This window comes from Armatimonadota bacterium, assembly GCA_016789105.1.
GTDB lineage: Bacteria > Armatimonadota > Fimbriimonadia > Fimbriimonadales > Fimbriimonadaceae > UphvI-Ar2.
This window is the reverse complement of sequence record JAEURN010000008.1, coordinates 107,849-121,617: the sequence shown is the minus strand read 5'-3', so window position 1 is coordinate 121,617 and position 13,769 is coordinate 107,849. Positions and strand designations below refer to the sequence as shown.

Sequence of the window (13,769 nt, the reverse complement as noted above, 5' to 3'; positions counted from 1 at the left end):
CTGTTAACCTTGGGGGGCGTGCCAATCCGGCGCCGGGTGGCCAAACAGGGCCTCGGCTTCGGCTTCCAGCCTCCTCATTTCGTTTTCAATGGTCAGACGGATCGATTCACACTCTTCGTCCGTGGCGTTTGGGGGAACGGTGACCGGTGTGCCGAAAATCATGACTCCGTGGGCAAAGGGCTTAGGGATCATGTAGCGATCCCAACTCTTGAACAGCCATCTGCGGTCAGTGCCGACCCCGACCGGAATCAGCGGTTTGCCCGACTTTTTGGCCATGGTGACGGCCCCCATTTGCACGATGCCGCTCGGCCCGCGCGGCCCATCGGGGGTAAATGCAAAGATCGCCCCGCCTTTGAGGGCTTTGATGCATTCGATCAGGGCTTGGGCTCCTCCCCTGCCGGTGGAACCCCGAATGACTTTGAATCCAAATCGGGAAAGGATGCGGTTCTGCATCTCGCCATCGCGGGATTGGCTGACCATGATCCAATATCCCCGGTTCCGAAAACTCTTGGTAGCCAAGATGATCCGGCCATGCCAGCCCAGGAGGATGCCGCCGCCGACCGGTTCGTGAAAGTTGCGGAGTTCGACTTTGACCGTACTCATGATCAGCCGAATGAGCGCGTAAACGAGGGGCGGAAGGAGGTGGGGGCGAACCCGCCTCCACCAGGCTTTCATGGGATCAAACCTCGTTGCCGGGCGGCCCGGGTGGCGTCATGGTCGGGATAGGTTTCGGAGAGGGTTTGGGCGAGTGCGGCCGCCGATTGGGGATCTGTTTCGCGCAAGAGCCCGGCCAAACTGGCGAGGGCATCGGGTCGCCGGGGGTCGAGTTTGTCGGCCGCGACGGATTCTAGGATTGTTCGCTGGGTTGCGGGGTCGGATTCGGCCAGACGGTCGGCGTATTTGAGCCGGGTGACGGATCGGATCGAATCCAGGCTGCCATGTTGGGCCATGAGTCCGATGACCTTGGCGAGTTCGGAATCGTCGGCTTGAACTAAAAACTTTTCGGCGGCGGCCCGGAATTTTTCTGATTCATGGAGTTCGAACAAGGCTTCGACTTTCTCCCACTGGGCCGTTCGGTTCCGGGGTTGTTGCCGCAAGATGGCTTCGGCGGCGGCCAAAACGGCGGCCGGCCCCCGCTCGTTCATTTTGGAAAGAACCTCATGGCCATATTCGTGTCGAGCCTCCCGGAGCCCTCCGAAGAGCAGGGCGGCGGCCAGGCCGGCCAAGAATCCACCCAAATGGGCCCAATAGGCGACTCCGCCCCTCATTTGCTCGCCGACCTGGAAGATCGACCCGGCCCCTTGCAAGAGCAGCCAGGCAAGGCCGATGGCGGCAACCGGGACCCCGAAATTGGGCACGACGGGCACCTTTGTCCGTGCAAACCGGATCGTGCAATAACCGACGCAAGCGGCAACCGAACCACTGGCCCCGAGTAGGGGCGACCCTGGAGGGGCGAGCCGGGCAAAAAACCAGTGGGCGGCGACGCCGGAAAGGCCGCCGAGGACATAGATGACGGCAAACCGCCAACCGCCCCGGGTGAATTCCACAAGTGGGCCGACCGCCGCCAAAAAAACCATGTTCGCCAGCAGGTGCAACAGGTTTTGATGGGAAAACAAGCAGAGCAGGGCCGAAACGGGGAGAACATGGGCCGGGTCGAAAACGGCGAGGTCGGCAATGGCGGGCGAGAACGGGAGCGCGAACGCCACCGCCAAATTCAGGGCGATCAGCGCGAGCGTCACCCAGGGGATCCGGCCTTGATTCGCCACAACGGCAGTTTAGCTACTCTTCGTCGAACAGGTCGTCGGGGATGTCGACGTTGATGTAGGTTTCTTTGACGTCGTCAAGGTCTTCCAAGGCGTCAAGGAGCTTGACGACTTTGAGGAGGTCATCCTTGTCAAGGTCGACTTTGTTGGTCGGCATGTAAACCAGCCCGACCTCGCCGGTTTTGATTCCCGATGCGGTGAGAAAATCGTTGCAAGCGTGGAGCTCGGCCACTGAGGTGACGACGGTAAAGGTTTCGCCGTCATCGATGACGTCTTCTGCCCCGCCTTCAATGGCGGCAAGGGTGATTGATTCTTCATCGCCTTGGTCTTTGGAGATCGAGATGTTGCCGCAGTGTTTAAACTGCCAGCTCACCGAGCCGTTTTCGCCGAGGGCTCCCCCGTTTTTGCTGAAGGCATGGCGGAGTTCGGGGACGGTCCGGTTGCGGTTTTCGCTATAGACTTCCACCATCACACCGACGCCCCCGGGCGCCTTGCCCTCGTAGACAAGCTCTTCGTAGTTTTCACCTTCCAGATCCCCTGTTCCTTTGGCAATGGCCCGGTCGATGTTGTCTTTGGGGACGGACGCCTCTTTTGCCTTGTCGATGGCAACGCGCAGCCGGGCATTGGTGGCAGGGTCGCCCCCGCCCATTTTGGCGGCGACGATGATTTCTCGGGCAAGTTTGGTAAAGAGCTTGCCCCGAATCGCATCCTGTTTGCCTTTGCGGATGCGGATGTTCTTCCACTTGCTATGGCCGGCCATACGGCGGCTATTTTGGCATGGCGGAGCCGTTTTGCGGCGGGAGCCCGGCAGGGTTGCGGGGAATGTTGGGACGCTCTGCCAAATTTATGGAATCAACCTGTGGAATCGGAGAGCCCTGAGCCGACAATCTGTGTTGGGTCGGGGCTGCCTAATTGGCGCTCCGAGGAGATTCTGGCCAGATGCCGTACTTCGCATACACAGCAGTCGATCCGACAGGGAAACAGGTCAAAGCCGTTATGGAGGCTGACCATGAGGCCCTGATATTGAACCGCTTGCGCGAACAGCAGTTGCAGATTCTGGACATCAAAGAGATCAAGAAGAAGAAAGTCGCGACGATCGGCAAGGGCAAGGTCAAGATGAAGTCGATCGTGGTGTTTTCACGCCAGTTCGCGACCATGATCGACGCCGGGATCCCGATCCTCCGCTGCTTGGAAATCCTCAGCACCCAATGCAAAGACCCGGTGTTGAAGCCAGTTTTGGACATGGTGGCGAGCGATGTCAAAAGCGGGATCACGCTGAACGAGGCGCTGGCCAAGCACCCGACGATTTTCTCGAAGCTTTATGTAAACATGATCCGCGCCGCCGAAATCGGCGGGATCTTGGATACGATCCTCGACCGCCTCAGCGGGTTCTTGGAGTACGAATCCGAGGTCAAGGGCAAGATCAAGTCCGCGATGATGTACCCGGTCTTGGTTTTGTGCTTCAGCCAAATCATGCTGTTTGTGCTGTTCAGTTTTGTCCTTCCCAAGTTCAAAGAGATTTTCGATGGGATGGATGTCGAGCTACCCGCCATCACCGCCGCTTTGTTTGCGATGGGTGATTTCATGCAGAAATCCTGGTGGATGATCCTGATCGCGATGGGGGCCGCGTTCTTTGGCCTCAAATCCTATTCAAAGACCCCCAAGGGCAAATACCAAACCGACTTCATCAAGCTCAAGGTCCCGGTGATGGGCGAGCTGGCGCTCAAGATGAGCGTCGCCCGGTTCTGCCGGACATTGGGAACCTTGATCAATTCAGGTGTCCCAATGATGCGGAGCCTTGAGATCGTCGCTGAAACGCTGGGCAACCAGGTGTTGACCAATGCAGTGGATCAAACGCGCCTTGCCATCCGGGAAGGGAACAAACTGAGCATGCCGCTGGCCAATTCCGGTCTTTTCCCCGCAATGGTCACCCAGATGATCGACATCGGTGAAGAATCGGGCCGGCTGAGCGAGATGCTCGTCAAGGTGGGCGACTTCTATGACAGCGAGGTTGAACAAACGGTCAAAGGCTTGACTTCGATGATCGAGCCACTGCTCATCATCTTCCTCGGGGTGGTCGTTGGTTTCATCGCCATCTCAGTCATGACGCCGATTTTCAAGCTGGTCAACAGCGTCAAGTAACGGGTTCAGACGGACCGGGGCTGCAACGACGGCCCCACGACAAAAACCGAATATCCGCCTGGCGCGCAGGATGCGCAAAGGGCCGGGGGACGAAAGGATTCTTCTCCCAAAGCAATTCAATGGAGTGAACATGTCAGAGTCATCGGCAAAAAAACCTAACGATGCGGAGGCGTTGGTCCAACGGTACTTGGAAGACCCGCGGCCCGACACAAAAGACCTCATCATCGTGCACTATTCGGGGATGGTGGAGCGCATCGCCCGGCGTTATGCGGGCAGCGAGCCGCTGGACGACCTTGTCCAAGTGGGCTACATCGGCCTGCTGAACGCCCTGAGCAAATTCGACGCGGGGGTCGGCGTGCAATTCAACACGTACGCCACGCACCTCATCGCTGGCGAGATCAAACACTATTTGCGCGACCGGGCCCAAACGATCCGGCACCCGGCTTGGTTGCAAGAACTCCGCCACAAGGTCAACAAGGCCAGCCAAGCGCTCCAAGCCGAGCTGCAACGCCAACCGACCGAGCGGGAAATCGCCGAGCGGATCGGCTCTAGCGAATCGGCGGTTCAAGAAGTCATTGCCAGCCTGGAGACCGTGAAGCTGGCCTCGCTCGACGTGACGGCGGGCGACGACGGCGAAGGGGACAGCGACCTTGAAAAGCTCGACGCGGCCCTGAGCAGCATCGAGCAAGTGAGCGTGGAAGACCGCGTGCTGCTGGAATCGGCAATGGAACAGCTCCGCGACCTTGAACGCGAGGTTTTGTGCCTGTTCCACTTCGATGCGCTCAACCAAACCGAGATCGCCAACCGGCTCGGCATCAGCTGCAACTACGTCTCCCACATCCTGCGCCAATCCCTCACCAAGCTCCGCAAGATCCTTAACAAAGATGACGCGGAAGAACGGAACCTGCGCAGCTCTTCGCCCGAAGAGCGGACGGTGTTGGATCCCGAGTTGGGGATTTACGACGAAGACTATTTCCGGGCGCGGTTGAGCGAAGAAGCCCACCGGGCGGTGAGTTTGGAAACCACTGTCAGCGTAATTTTGGTCGAAATCGACGGGCTACGGGAACTCCGCGGCTTTTATGGCGAAGACACGGCGCGCGATTTCTTGATCGATTCCGCCGCCTTCCTCAAGCAGAGCCTGCGGGCACTGGACCTGGTGTGCCGGAACGGATCCACGGGTTTTGGGCTCATCCTGCCCGGGACGGGCGGCAATATCGAAGCCGTCAAGGATCGCGTCCAACGGAGGGTCGACCAATGGTTGGTGTCGCGCATTTCTGGCCAAGGGGCCGTCAAGTTCCACTTTGGCTGGGCTTCGGCACCGGATGACGGCCGCGGCGGCGCAGACTTGATCAAGGTAGCGATGCGCCGCATGGGCGGCGGATCTGGCCAAATCGCTGCATAAAATTCAGTTCCGACTCTGCTTTTGCCCGGATGCTTTGTTGCATCCGGGCATTTTTGTTCCGCGGCAGGTGGGCCGGTCGGCCTCATGTTGGCCCACGGTGCCGATGATGGCCGGTGGCAGACCGTCAGAATAGAACCGTGACGGTCAAGGTGGCGCACGACTACAACTGTGGGTGGTGCTGGATCGGCATTTTGCAGATCGAGCGGTTGCAGGCCGAGTTTGGGGTGGAGTTTGAACTCATCCCCTACGAGCTCTACCCGCTGGAAATGGAATGGCCGGATGCCCCACCCCGACCGGAACCCCCGGCAAACCGGCCGCCGACTCTCAGCCGGTTCCAACTCGCCTGCTACGCATCTGGAATGGCACCCCCGGTCCAAAAGGGGCCGCCGAAGCTGCGGACGCACAATTGCCACCTCGCGACCGAATTCGCCAAGCAAGAGGGCGTGCATTTGGAATACGCCCGCCGGCTTTATGACGCTTATTGGGTGGAAGGCACCGACATCAGCCAGGTGGAAGAACTCTGCCGTTTGGCCAAGGGGTTGGTGTCAAATATCGCGGGCCTGAGGGAATCCGTTAACCAGGAGGTGTTTGCCGACCGCATCACCGAGTTCAACACCCCCGCCTACGAATCGGGGGTTTATAACGTGCCCACGTTCTTCATCGGTGGCCAACGGTATGCCGAACAACCCTATGCCGTTTTGGCGGCCGCGCTGCAGCGAGAGCTCGGATGAAAGGCGTCTACCCTGATTTGGCATTTCCGGACCCTCCCGGGGGCCGGCCCTATGTTCTGTTAAACATGGTCTCGACCATCGACGGCAAAATCGTCACGGGCACCCGGGAGGAGCCGGTCCAGGATCTGGGGTCTGAAAGAGACCACCTCACAATGAGGCAGATCCAGCAGGCGGCGGACGGGGTTTTGATCGGGGCCGGGACATTGCGATCCACGCCAAAAATGCGATACCCGCTCGGGAAATTTCGTTTTGTCGCCAGCCGCACCGGCGCGGTCGACCCATTTGTGCCGTTTTTCACCGAAGACCCGGAGCGCGCATTTGTCGTTGCCCCCGTTTCTGCCCGCGACCGAATCCCGGAAGACGTCCAGGCGGTCTGCATTGGAGAAGGGGAACTGGATTACCGGGGGCTGTTCAAGTGGATGCGGGACGAAATGGGGATCCGATACCTGTTATCGGAGGGTGGGAGCCATTTGAACGGCGATTTGTTCCGCGCCGACTTGGTCGATGAGATTTTTTTGACGGTTGCCCCAAAAGTCAAGTGCGGCGATGGGATCCCGACGGTCGCTGGGGGAGAGCCATTGCCCCGGGGCTCGCTCCGCCAGTTCCGGTTGGTGGGGGCGATCCCTTGTGAAGATGAAGTCTTTTTGCGCTACCGCCGGATTGGCCGAGATGGGGAACCCAAGTGATCTCGAACCCCCTGGCACCGGTCGTCTACCTCCGCCGGAACCTTTCCAAAACCGCACCTCTGATGGGTGTGATTGTGTTGGCCGTGATGCTGATTGCCGGCATCGTGAGCCTAATCAATTCAATCCCGCTCTCGATTAAGGTGATCTACCGCTACAGCCGGCAATATGTCGCGGTGACCCCGCGTGGGAACCCTTGGCTCACCCCCCTGCTCCGCAAGGTGGTGGAAGAACAGACGCCGGTGCCATTAGAACGAGTGGCGACCATCCGGGGAACGGGGATTCAGGTCAAGAGCATTGTCGGCAAATGGCCATTTGTGGTGCTGGGCCTGCAATCCCAAGATATGGACTATTACTTGGGGCGTATGTCAGGCCGGCTGATCCAAGGCCATTTACCCGCCCCGGGCGAGCCGGAAGCCGTCATCAGCACCCCGTTGGCGCGGAACTTGGGGCTGAAAATTGGCGACGCCCTGCAAAAGCCCGACGACACCGACAATTTTTCGATCAAGGTCGTGCGCGTGGTGGGGATCGCCGAAAGCGAGAACTGGTTTGCCTTCACCAGCTACGAATACCAGCAGGCAAACCATTTCCCTGATATCGACGCATTCATGGCTTTTGCCAAAACCCCCCAAGACCAAGCAAAGCTCGACAAATGGGTGGAAGATCAACTCAAAGGTCAAAACGCCCAGGTTTTCACCTACGACCAATTGGAAAAACAGGCCGACACGATGTTCACGATCCTCTATCAGATATTGAATGTGGTCATCGGCACTTTGGTAGTGGTCATCACTCTAATGATGGGGATGCTGGTGAACATCTTTTTGACCCAGAGGATTCAAGAATTCGGGTTGTTGCAAGCCCTGGGTTACACAAAGCGGTCATTGCTCCGCCGAGTGCTTGTGGAGACAACGATATTCGTTGTCGGGGGCTGGATTCTTGGCCTAGCGGTCGCTTTCGGGCTGCTCTATTTGGTCAAGGTCGTCCTGATGGATCCGCATTCGTTTTCGCTGAACACATTGGATTTGCGGGCCTACGCTTATTCGATCCCGGTTCCGGTTGCGATCTTCGCCGTCTCGCTGTACACGGTATGGGCGCGGTTCAAATCGTTCGACCCGGTGGGGGTTGTGGAACGGAGGTTGGTGTGATCCGGCTTGAAGGCGTTTCGTTGGTGTATCAAGACCACGGGCGTGAGGTGTTTGCCTGCCGGGATGTGGATTTGGCAGTCGCGCCGGGTGAGTTTGTCGGGATTTTGGGCCCGAGCGGGAGCGGCAAGAGCAGTTTGCTTTACTTGATGGGCGGGCTCAAAGTGCCGACAGCGGGCCGGGTGTTGTGGGATGGCCGCCCGTTTGAACAGATGGGCGACGCGGAGCGGGCGCAAATCCGGCTGTCGGAATTCGGATTCGTCTTCCAATACCCCTACCTCATCGGTTATCTGACGGCCATGGAGAACGTTTTGGTGGCCCTGCCCGGCGAAGATCGGCGGGAGGAAGCGGCCAAGATTCTGGCGGATTTGGGATTGGAGGGCTTGGCCGACCGATACCCCCACCAATTGAGCGGCGGCCAAAAGCAGCGGGTTTGCATCGCCCGGGCCCTTTTGGGTCGCCCAAAGGTGGTTTTTGCCGATGAACCGACGGCGGCACTCGACCACAAAAACGGGCGGGGGGTGATGGATTCCCTCCAACTCCACCGGGGATCTGGCGCGTTGGTCGTGGTCACCCACGATCCGGCGATGCTGGAAGGTGCCGACCGCATCGTCCGAATGGAGGACGGAGTCGTCGCCGGCTGAGCTTCTTTAGTCCCACCGGTCCGCCATCTGGCCCCGAATTTGCATCTAACAAAATCAGAGGCGGGACCGTGTTGTTGGTTTTCCACAACCCGGTATCATCTCAAAAGAGCGTTAGCAATCGGCTTGCCGAACGCGACGCCAAAAGGTAAGGGCCATCTCCGCTTAATCGAGTGGGGAACAGGGGCCGGAACTGGTGCGTTATCGTCCGGGGTTCCGTTTTCTGTCGGGCTTCACGAACGGCTTGCAGGGCCTTGCCTTTTCTGTTCGGTCGGCGCGGCCTGCTTGTCAGTGCCGCATAGGCAAGGCAAATCCACAGGAAACACGATTGTACGAAACCATTGCGCTCGCAATTCCCATCGCTTTAGCGGTGGCGATCCCGTTCGCGGATCGGAAAAAACCGCTCTTGGGCCGGATCCGGCAGATGTTCGCTCGGCCCAAAGTGGCGGCGGCGGCCCCACCCCTCATTGATAACGACGCCGGCTGGGCCTTGATCCACAGCAATGACGTCCGCGCGTTTGAAGATTGGATCCAACGCGATCCGGATGGGCTGCCCCGGCTGAAAGGCGAAGAACCATCCTTGGGAAGCCACATCCTCATCGAACTGTTCGGGTGCGACCCGAAATCGTTGGAGTTGGAAAACACGGTGGGAAAAGCCATGCGCGACGCGGCCGTGGCTAGCGAAGCAACCGTCGTCACCGATTCGTTCCACGAGTTCAAGCCCTATGGGGTCAGCGGCGCGGTCATCATCCAAGAATCGCACTACACGATTCACACGTGGCCCGAGCACGGTTATGCGGCAGTGGACTTGTTCTATTGCGGTGGCACGATCTACGTGGACCGGGCGATTGAAGAGCTCCGCACCCAGTTCCAACCGCAACGGATGAAATTTTTGGTCGTGCGGCGGGGATTGCAAGGCGACGTGCAACCGGCTGGCTAAAGCCCGTCGAGGTCTTTGAGGATTTTGCACGCGGCCAGTTCGTGCTTGACTTCATCAACCGTCATGTTCAGGGCGTGGGCGATTTCATCCAGCCGCTTCCCTTCGGCATAAAGTGAGCGGGCGGTTTTTAGCCCGCCCATGCCCTGGCGAACCTCCCGCACGGCGTCGACTAATTGGGAAGCGAGTTCTTTCGCCTCGGGCAAGGTCAAGTGGATGGTGAAGGGTTGGCCCCCCGGCACCTGTTGGACGATGACGACGCCGGTTCCGACCGGACAGGGCCGGACGGACATGCCACGGTCTGACAACTCGGCTGCGTTCCTGACCGGCCTTTTCCCCTGCCCCATTTGTTTTATGATAGTGGAGCGGACGCCAGCCAGTCAAGACCAAAAAAATCGGTGAAATCCGTACGGAATTCACCGATTTTTCATGACTATGAACTCTATTTCCGTCGTCGGGAGGTCGTGGTGGCCTCTCCCATGGCGTCGGTCAAGGCCGCCCGCTCGGCACTCAGGGTCGGGTTGGCGAAGATTTCCTTGGTGGCCTCAAATACTTGGGGGAGCCTTTTGGCCGCTTCGGCAATCTGCCAGGTTTCGACTTTGGCGCTGGGGTCCATATTCCACCAGGGCACATAGAACTGCCCTTCCGAGAGGGCTCTGACTCGGGCGTTGAAGGCCCGTTGTTGGTCGTCGCCGACTTTCAGGTCGTAGTCTCCAAACAGGCGGTAGAGCCAGGTTTCGACCGAGGAGACGGAGATGACGAGGTCTCGGAGGGCATCGGAGTCAAGCCCTTCGGCTTTTTCGACCCATTCCAACGATTCGGCGGCGGTACCCATCAGGCGGTAGGCCTCGCCGAGCTGGCTCCACACTTCGGGCGGATGTTGTCGCCGCATGCTGAACCCGTAAAAGGGGATATCGGGGTTCTCTTCTTCAAACCGATCCTTGAGGTCGCGGAGCGCATCGGCGATCTCGTTGGTTTCCAGCTCGAGCGACAAGGCTTGAATGAGCAAGGCGCGCAGGTCGCAGACGTTGGCTTTGCAGCGGCAGGTGTCGGCTTGTTGCCAAGTGTCCATGCCAAAGAGTTCGTCCGTGAGGTTGAGCGCGTCGTCGATTTGTTTGGTGACGATCTCCACCCGTTCTTCCTTTGAGAGCGGGGTGCTGGAGACTTCGTTTGGCGCGGTTGCGGCAAGTTTCGCAATCTTGTTGCGCGTGTCTTTGATCGCCAAAATAACTTGTTCAACTTCCCGCCATTGATCGGTGAGCCGTTCAACAAGCCGTGGGTCTTCGGCTTGGAAAGCCTGAGCGCCAAGGAGTTTAAGGTGGTCTCTGTAGGTTGCGAGTTCTCCGGTGATCTCGTCCCAACCGGAATGGCTGACCAAGCCGTTCAGTTTCTCGTTCATGTTAATATCACGCCAAAAGCAATTTTTTTAGACTACTCGAATGAGACGCTCCGTTGCCGTATGGGAACGTTCCCATAGGTCCCATAGCCAAGCTCGCCTGCTTGTCTCTACGCCAGATCCGTACCGGACTTCGCCGGTGTTTTTCAAATAGGTAGCATGGATTTTGAAAAATGTCGGATCGCCTGTTTTCCCAAAGCACCGGGATGTTCATTGCCGAAACCCACACGGATGCCGTGACCTGGTTTTTCTCCGTCGATCGGTTTTTGGTGGAAGGCCGCACCAAGTACCAGCAGTACCAGATCGTCGACATGCCGACTTTCGGCAAAACCCTGTTCCTGGATTACAAGATCCAGTCGAGCCTATTGGACGAGTATGTGTATCACGAGAGCATGGTCCAGCCCGCCATGACTTTGCACCCGAACCCTAAAAAGGTTCTGGTGTGCGGCGGGGGCGAAGGCAGCACGTTGGCCCATGCGCTCAGCCACAACACGGTGGGATCGGCGACGATGGTCGACCTGGACGAAGAGCTGATCGACATGGTCAAAATCCACATGCCGGAATGGCACCGGGGATCGTTTGACGACCCCCGCACCAAGCTTGTCCATCAAGATGCCCGCAAATGGGTAGAAGACCACAAGGGCGAAGGTTACGACGTCATCCTCAGCGATTTGCCCGGCCCGATCGAAGGCGGCCCCGCGCTGTACCTGTACACCAAGGAATACTTCGAACACGTGGCGGCCGCGCTGAGCGAGGACGGCGTGTTTGTCTTGCAATCCGGCGCTTGCAACGAGACCTACCCTTACTGCTTCGCGTGCGTCCACAAAACCTTGGAGTCGCTCAAGGAGCATTTCCCGGTGGTGCGAGGTTACTACGGGCTCGTCACAACCTTCCAAATGCCGTGGGGATTCATCCTGGCCAGCAAAAAACATGACCCCTTGGACCTGACCCCCGAGATGGTTGCCGAAAGGCTAGCGGCCCGCGGGGTTGAAAACCGGTATTACACGCCAAGGTTCCACAATGCGATGTTCACGTTGCCCGAATACATGCTCACGGCGATTGAACAGCATGGCCGCGTGCTCACCGATGCTGAGCCGTTCATCTGGGACGCCTGACCGCCGCTGGTAGACTCCGACGGTTGCACAGAGGCAATTGGGACAATGAAGTTTCGCAGGTTGTATTGGGTCACTGAGCAGGTCGCCGAATCGGGCGAATCCTGTGTTATCGGCGTTTTCACATCCATCCACGACTTGAGAGTGAAGGGTGTCAAGTGGTGCGATGGGTGCGCGCACAAAGGCTCGTTCCGGGTCACGTTGGTCAAGCTAGACAGCCCCGAAATGCCGCTTGGCAAATGGGAAGGTCCGGATTTTGCCGGGATCGAAGGCGACTTGCACACGTTCGTCGAAACCGGTGAGTTCGACGAGCCGAGCATTATCCAATTAGCCAGCGACTTGCGGGCTTTTTCGGCCTAACAGCCGGCCAGTCAGGCGAAAAAGCCTCCCAAGTGACCTTGGGAGGCTTTTTTGTTCTCTGGTGCCTGTCGGGCGGGGCCGTCAGTTGCCGGATTGTCCGCCGGTCGGAACTTGGGTTTGATCCGCTTGTTCCTTCAGCTGGGTTTCAAACCGTTCCCACATAGGCTTGAGTGTCTCGTCGCTCACATCGATTTTCGCTTTTTTCAGGAGTTCCGAAAGTTTTTCTTGAATGTCCTTGGTTTGCTTGCCCCGGTCGGCTTGGATGGCGGCCTTGAGCAGCTTTTTGCGGGCCGCCGTAATTTCGATCTTGCGGGCCTCGGTTTTGCGGACGATGTAGAACTTGGCCGACATATCGGGGACTCCGGCTTGGCTGCTCGGGACATCGATCCAATCGGTGGCTTTGCCAGATTGTGTTTTTTCGATCGAGGCTTTCAGGGTTCCGGATAGGCCGGTGAGGGGTACGCCGGCCGGAAACCGTTCGGGTTCATATTTGCCGCCGTATTGCTTGGCATATTTGTCCTTGCTGAACTTTGCCGCGATGTCGCCGAACTTTTCACCGGTCCCGATGGCCGCATCAACGGCCGGTTTTTCGGAGGTGGGCACCAAGATCCAAAGCATGTCGGCCTTGGCGGGCTCTTCAAACTGTTGCGGGTTGGCTTTAATGAATTCGTCGACTTCTGCATCCGACACCGTGATGCCTTTGGAGAGGATGTTTTGTTGGGCCAGGTCGACGAGCACGCGGTCGCGGATCCCTTGCATAGAAAGCCCCAAGAGCTGCATCTGCTTGATGTAGGTGGGTTCGACCTCGGTCATCAGCTTGATGCGTTCTTCCACGTCTTTGGATGACGGCATAACGCCCTCGGATTTGGCCAATTGAAGCATGAGCTTGCGCACCATCAGGTCTTGCAAAGCTTGGAAGGCCAGGGTGTCTTGGACGTTGACCGTGACCTGTTGCCCGTTGACAACGGCGCGGACAGTCGGCTTGGTTTCAAGGTATTCGATCAGCTCTTTGTTGGTGATCGGAACTCCGTTGATGGTGGCGAAGCCCTTTGATGATTCTCCGCAGCCAGCCGTCGCCATCAAAAGGGCGGCGGCCGCTGCAGCCGCAACGACATGGGATGTTTTCATGGTGTGGTTTTCCGACAGGTTTTGGCACCGGGTGAACAACCCTGTGCCTGTGGTTCAACGCCTGAACCGCAAAAAGTGTGCCATATCGTCAGGCAGAGATATCGAGACCGTAGGAGTCGTCGGTTTGGGGCGGTGTTTGGTTCAAGTTTTCCGCATCGCCATCCAGTTCGGTTTCATGGAGTTCCACGGCGTCGGCCGTTTGCTGGTGGCCGCTGTGCCCCGGGTGGCTATCCCGTTCTTTCCGCCGGTCAGGTGAGGCCGGTAGGATCCGCGTTTCTATTCGTTGGGTACGGTTGACTTCTCGGATATCGCCCATTGCTGGGCCTCCGGCG

16 protein-coding genes are annotated in these 13,769 nt (G+C 58.3%); 9 read left to right on the top strand and 7 right to left on the bottom strand.

Going from position 1 to position 13,769, the window contains the following annotated elements:
* Positions 1-3: 3 nt before the first annotated feature.
* From JNM28_09040 to JNM28_09030, 3 genes are read right to left on the bottom strand one after another with little or no spacing between them, the layout of a single operon-like run.
* On the bottom strand, positions 4-675 hold the full coding sequence (locus tag JNM28_09040; protein MBL8068583.1) for a lysophospholipid acyltransferase family protein: 672 nt from the start codon (positions 673-675) through the stop codon (positions 4-6).
* Complete coding sequence (locus tag JNM28_09035) at positions 672-1,766, bottom strand: rhomboid family intramembrane serine protease (protein MBL8068582.1); 1,095 nt, start codon at positions 1,764-1,766, stop codon at positions 672-674. Before JNM28_09035 ends, JNM28_09040 begins: the two co-directional genes overlap by 4 nt.
* Before the next feature lie 13 nt (positions 1,767-1,779).
* Positions 1,780-2,523 (bottom strand): YebC/PmpR family DNA-binding transcriptional regulator, encoded by a 744-nt coding sequence (locus tag JNM28_09030; GenBank protein MBL8068581.1) that lies wholly within the window; start codon positions 2,521-2,523, stop codon positions 1,780-1,782.
* Positions 2,524-2,702: 179 nt separating this feature from the next.
* Between JNM28_09030 and JNM28_09025 the strand changes: the two genes are divergently transcribed.
* From JNM28_09025 to speD, 7 genes are all read left to right on the top strand, one after another.
* On the top strand, positions 2,703-3,905 hold the full coding sequence (locus tag JNM28_09025) for a type II secretion system F family protein (GenBank protein ID MBL8068580.1): 1,203 nt from the start codon (positions 2,703-2,705) through the stop codon (positions 3,903-3,905).
* Positions 3,906-4,035: 130 nt separating this feature from the next.
* On the top strand, positions 4,036-5,307 hold the full coding sequence (locus JNM28_09020) for a sigma-70 family RNA polymerase sigma factor (GenBank protein ID MBL8068579.1): 1,272 nt from the start codon (positions 4,036-4,038) through the stop codon (positions 5,305-5,307).
* 137 nt (positions 5,308-5,444) lie between these two features.
* Entirely contained in the window at positions 5,445-6,038 is a 594-nt protein-coding gene (locus JNM28_09015; protein MBL8068578.1) for a DsbA family protein, read from the top strand.
* 65 nt (positions 6,039-6,103) lie between these two features.
* The gene (locus JNM28_09010; protein MBL8068577.1) at positions 6,104-6,724 is read left to right on the top strand and encodes a dihydrofolate reductase family protein; all 621 of its coding nucleotides are present in this window, start codon (positions 6,104-6,106) and stop codon (positions 6,722-6,724) included.
* Complete coding sequence (locus JNM28_09005) at positions 6,721-7,866, top strand: ABC transporter permease (GenBank protein ID MBL8068576.1); 1,146 nt, start codon at positions 6,721-6,723, stop codon at positions 7,864-7,866. Before JNM28_09010 ends, JNM28_09005 begins: the two co-directional genes overlap by 4 nt.
* Positions 7,809-8,507: an ABC transporter ATP-binding protein gene (locus JNM28_09000; GenBank protein MBL8068575.1), complete on the top strand. Its 699-nt coding sequence runs from the start codon at positions 7,809-7,811 to the stop codon at positions 8,505-8,507. Before JNM28_09005 ends, JNM28_09000 begins: the two co-directional genes overlap by 58 nt.
* A gap of 556 nt (positions 8,508-9,063) precedes the next feature.
* Positions 9,064-9,444, top strand: a complete 381-nt coding sequence (gene speD, locus JNM28_08995) for an adenosylmethionine decarboxylase (GenBank protein ID MBL8068574.1) — start codon at positions 9,064-9,066, stop codon at positions 9,442-9,444.
* On the opposite strand, the gene JNM28_08990 is transcribed toward speD, so the two are convergent.
* Both JNM28_08990 and JNM28_08985 read right to left on the bottom strand, forming a co-directional pair.
* A complete protein-coding gene (locus JNM28_08990; protein MBL8068573.1) occupies positions 9,441-9,734 on the bottom strand; it encodes a hypothetical protein in 294 nt (97 codons plus the stop codon). The two genes, speD and JNM28_08990, sit on opposite strands and share 4 nt — an antisense overlap.
* Positions 9,735-9,883: 149 nt before the next feature.
* A complete protein-coding gene (locus JNM28_08985; protein ID MBL8068572.1) occupies positions 9,884-10,840 on the bottom strand; it encodes a hypothetical protein in 957 nt (318 codons plus the stop codon).
* Positions 10,841-11,010: 170 nt separating this feature from the next.
* Between JNM28_08985 and JNM28_08980 the strand changes: the two genes are divergently transcribed.
* The gene (locus JNM28_08980) at positions 11,011-11,952 is read left to right on the top strand and encodes a spermidine synthase (protein MBL8068571.1); all 942 of its coding nucleotides are present in this window, start codon (positions 11,011-11,013) and stop codon (positions 11,950-11,952) included.
* Positions 11,953-11,997: 45 nt separating this feature from the next.
* The gene (locus JNM28_08975) at positions 11,998-12,309 is read left to right on the top strand and encodes a hypothetical protein (protein ID MBL8068570.1); all 312 of its coding nucleotides are present in this window, start codon (positions 11,998-12,000) and stop codon (positions 12,307-12,309) included.
* A gap of 81 nt (positions 12,310-12,390) precedes the next feature.
* Here the strand turns inward: JNM28_08975 and JNM28_08970 are convergent, their stop codons facing one another.
* The gene (locus JNM28_08970; protein MBL8068569.1) at positions 12,391-13,437 is read right to left on the bottom strand and encodes a SurA N-terminal domain-containing protein; all 1,047 of its coding nucleotides are present in this window, start codon (positions 13,435-13,437) and stop codon (positions 12,391-12,393) included.
* Between the two features lie 88 nt (positions 13,438-13,525).
* Entirely contained in the window at positions 13,526-13,753 is a 228-nt protein-coding gene (locus JNM28_08965; protein ID MBL8068568.1) for a hypothetical protein, read from the bottom strand.
* Positions 13,754-13,769 lie beyond the last annotated feature (16 nt).

Bases quoted from the DNA above. Each gene is read 5' to 3' on its own strand.
- JNM28_09040 (MBL8068583.1), bottom strand. From the start codon at position 675: ATGAAAGCCTGGTGGAGGCGGGTTCGCCCCCACCTCCTTCCGCCCCTC.
- JNM28_09030 (MBL8068581.1), bottom strand. From the start codon at position 2,523: ATGGCCGGCCATAGCAAGTGGAAGAACATCCGCATCCGCAAAGGCAAA.
- JNM28_09025 (MBL8068580.1), top strand. From the start codon at position 2,703: ATGCCGTACTTCGCATACACAGCAGTCGATCCGACAGGGAAACAGGTC.
- JNM28_09020 (MBL8068579.1), top strand. From the start codon at position 4,036: ATGTCAGAGTCATCGGCAAAAAAACCTAACGATGCGGAGGCGTTGGTC.
- JNM28_09010 (MBL8068577.1), top strand. From the start codon at position 6,104: ATGGTCTCGACCATCGACGGCAAAATCGTCACGGGCACCCGGGAGGAG.
- JNM28_09000 (MBL8068575.1), top strand. From the start codon at position 7,809: ATGGGCGCGGTTCAAATCGTTCGACCCGGTGGGGGTTGTGGAACGGAG.
- JNM28_08990 (MBL8068573.1), bottom strand. From the start codon at position 9,734: ATGTCCGTCCGGCCCTGTCCGGTCGGAACCGGCGTCGTCATCGTCCAA.
- JNM28_08985 (MBL8068572.1), bottom strand. From the start codon at position 10,840: ATGAACGAGAAACTGAACGGCTTGGTCAGCCATTCCGGTTGGGACGAG.
- JNM28_08980 (MBL8068571.1), top strand. From the start codon at position 11,011: ATGTCGGATCGCCTGTTTTCCCAAAGCACCGGGATGTTCATTGCCGAA.
- JNM28_08975 (MBL8068570.1), top strand. From the start codon at position 11,998: ATGAAGTTTCGCAGGTTGTATTGGGTCACTGAGCAGGTCGCCGAATCG.
- JNM28_08970 (MBL8068569.1), bottom strand. From the start codon at position 13,437: ATGAAAACATCCCATGTCGTTGCGGCTGCAGCGGCCGCCGCCCTTTTG.
- JNM28_08965 (MBL8068568.1), bottom strand. From the start codon at position 13,753: ATGGGCGATATCCGAGAAGTCAACCGTACCCAACGAATAGAAACGCGG.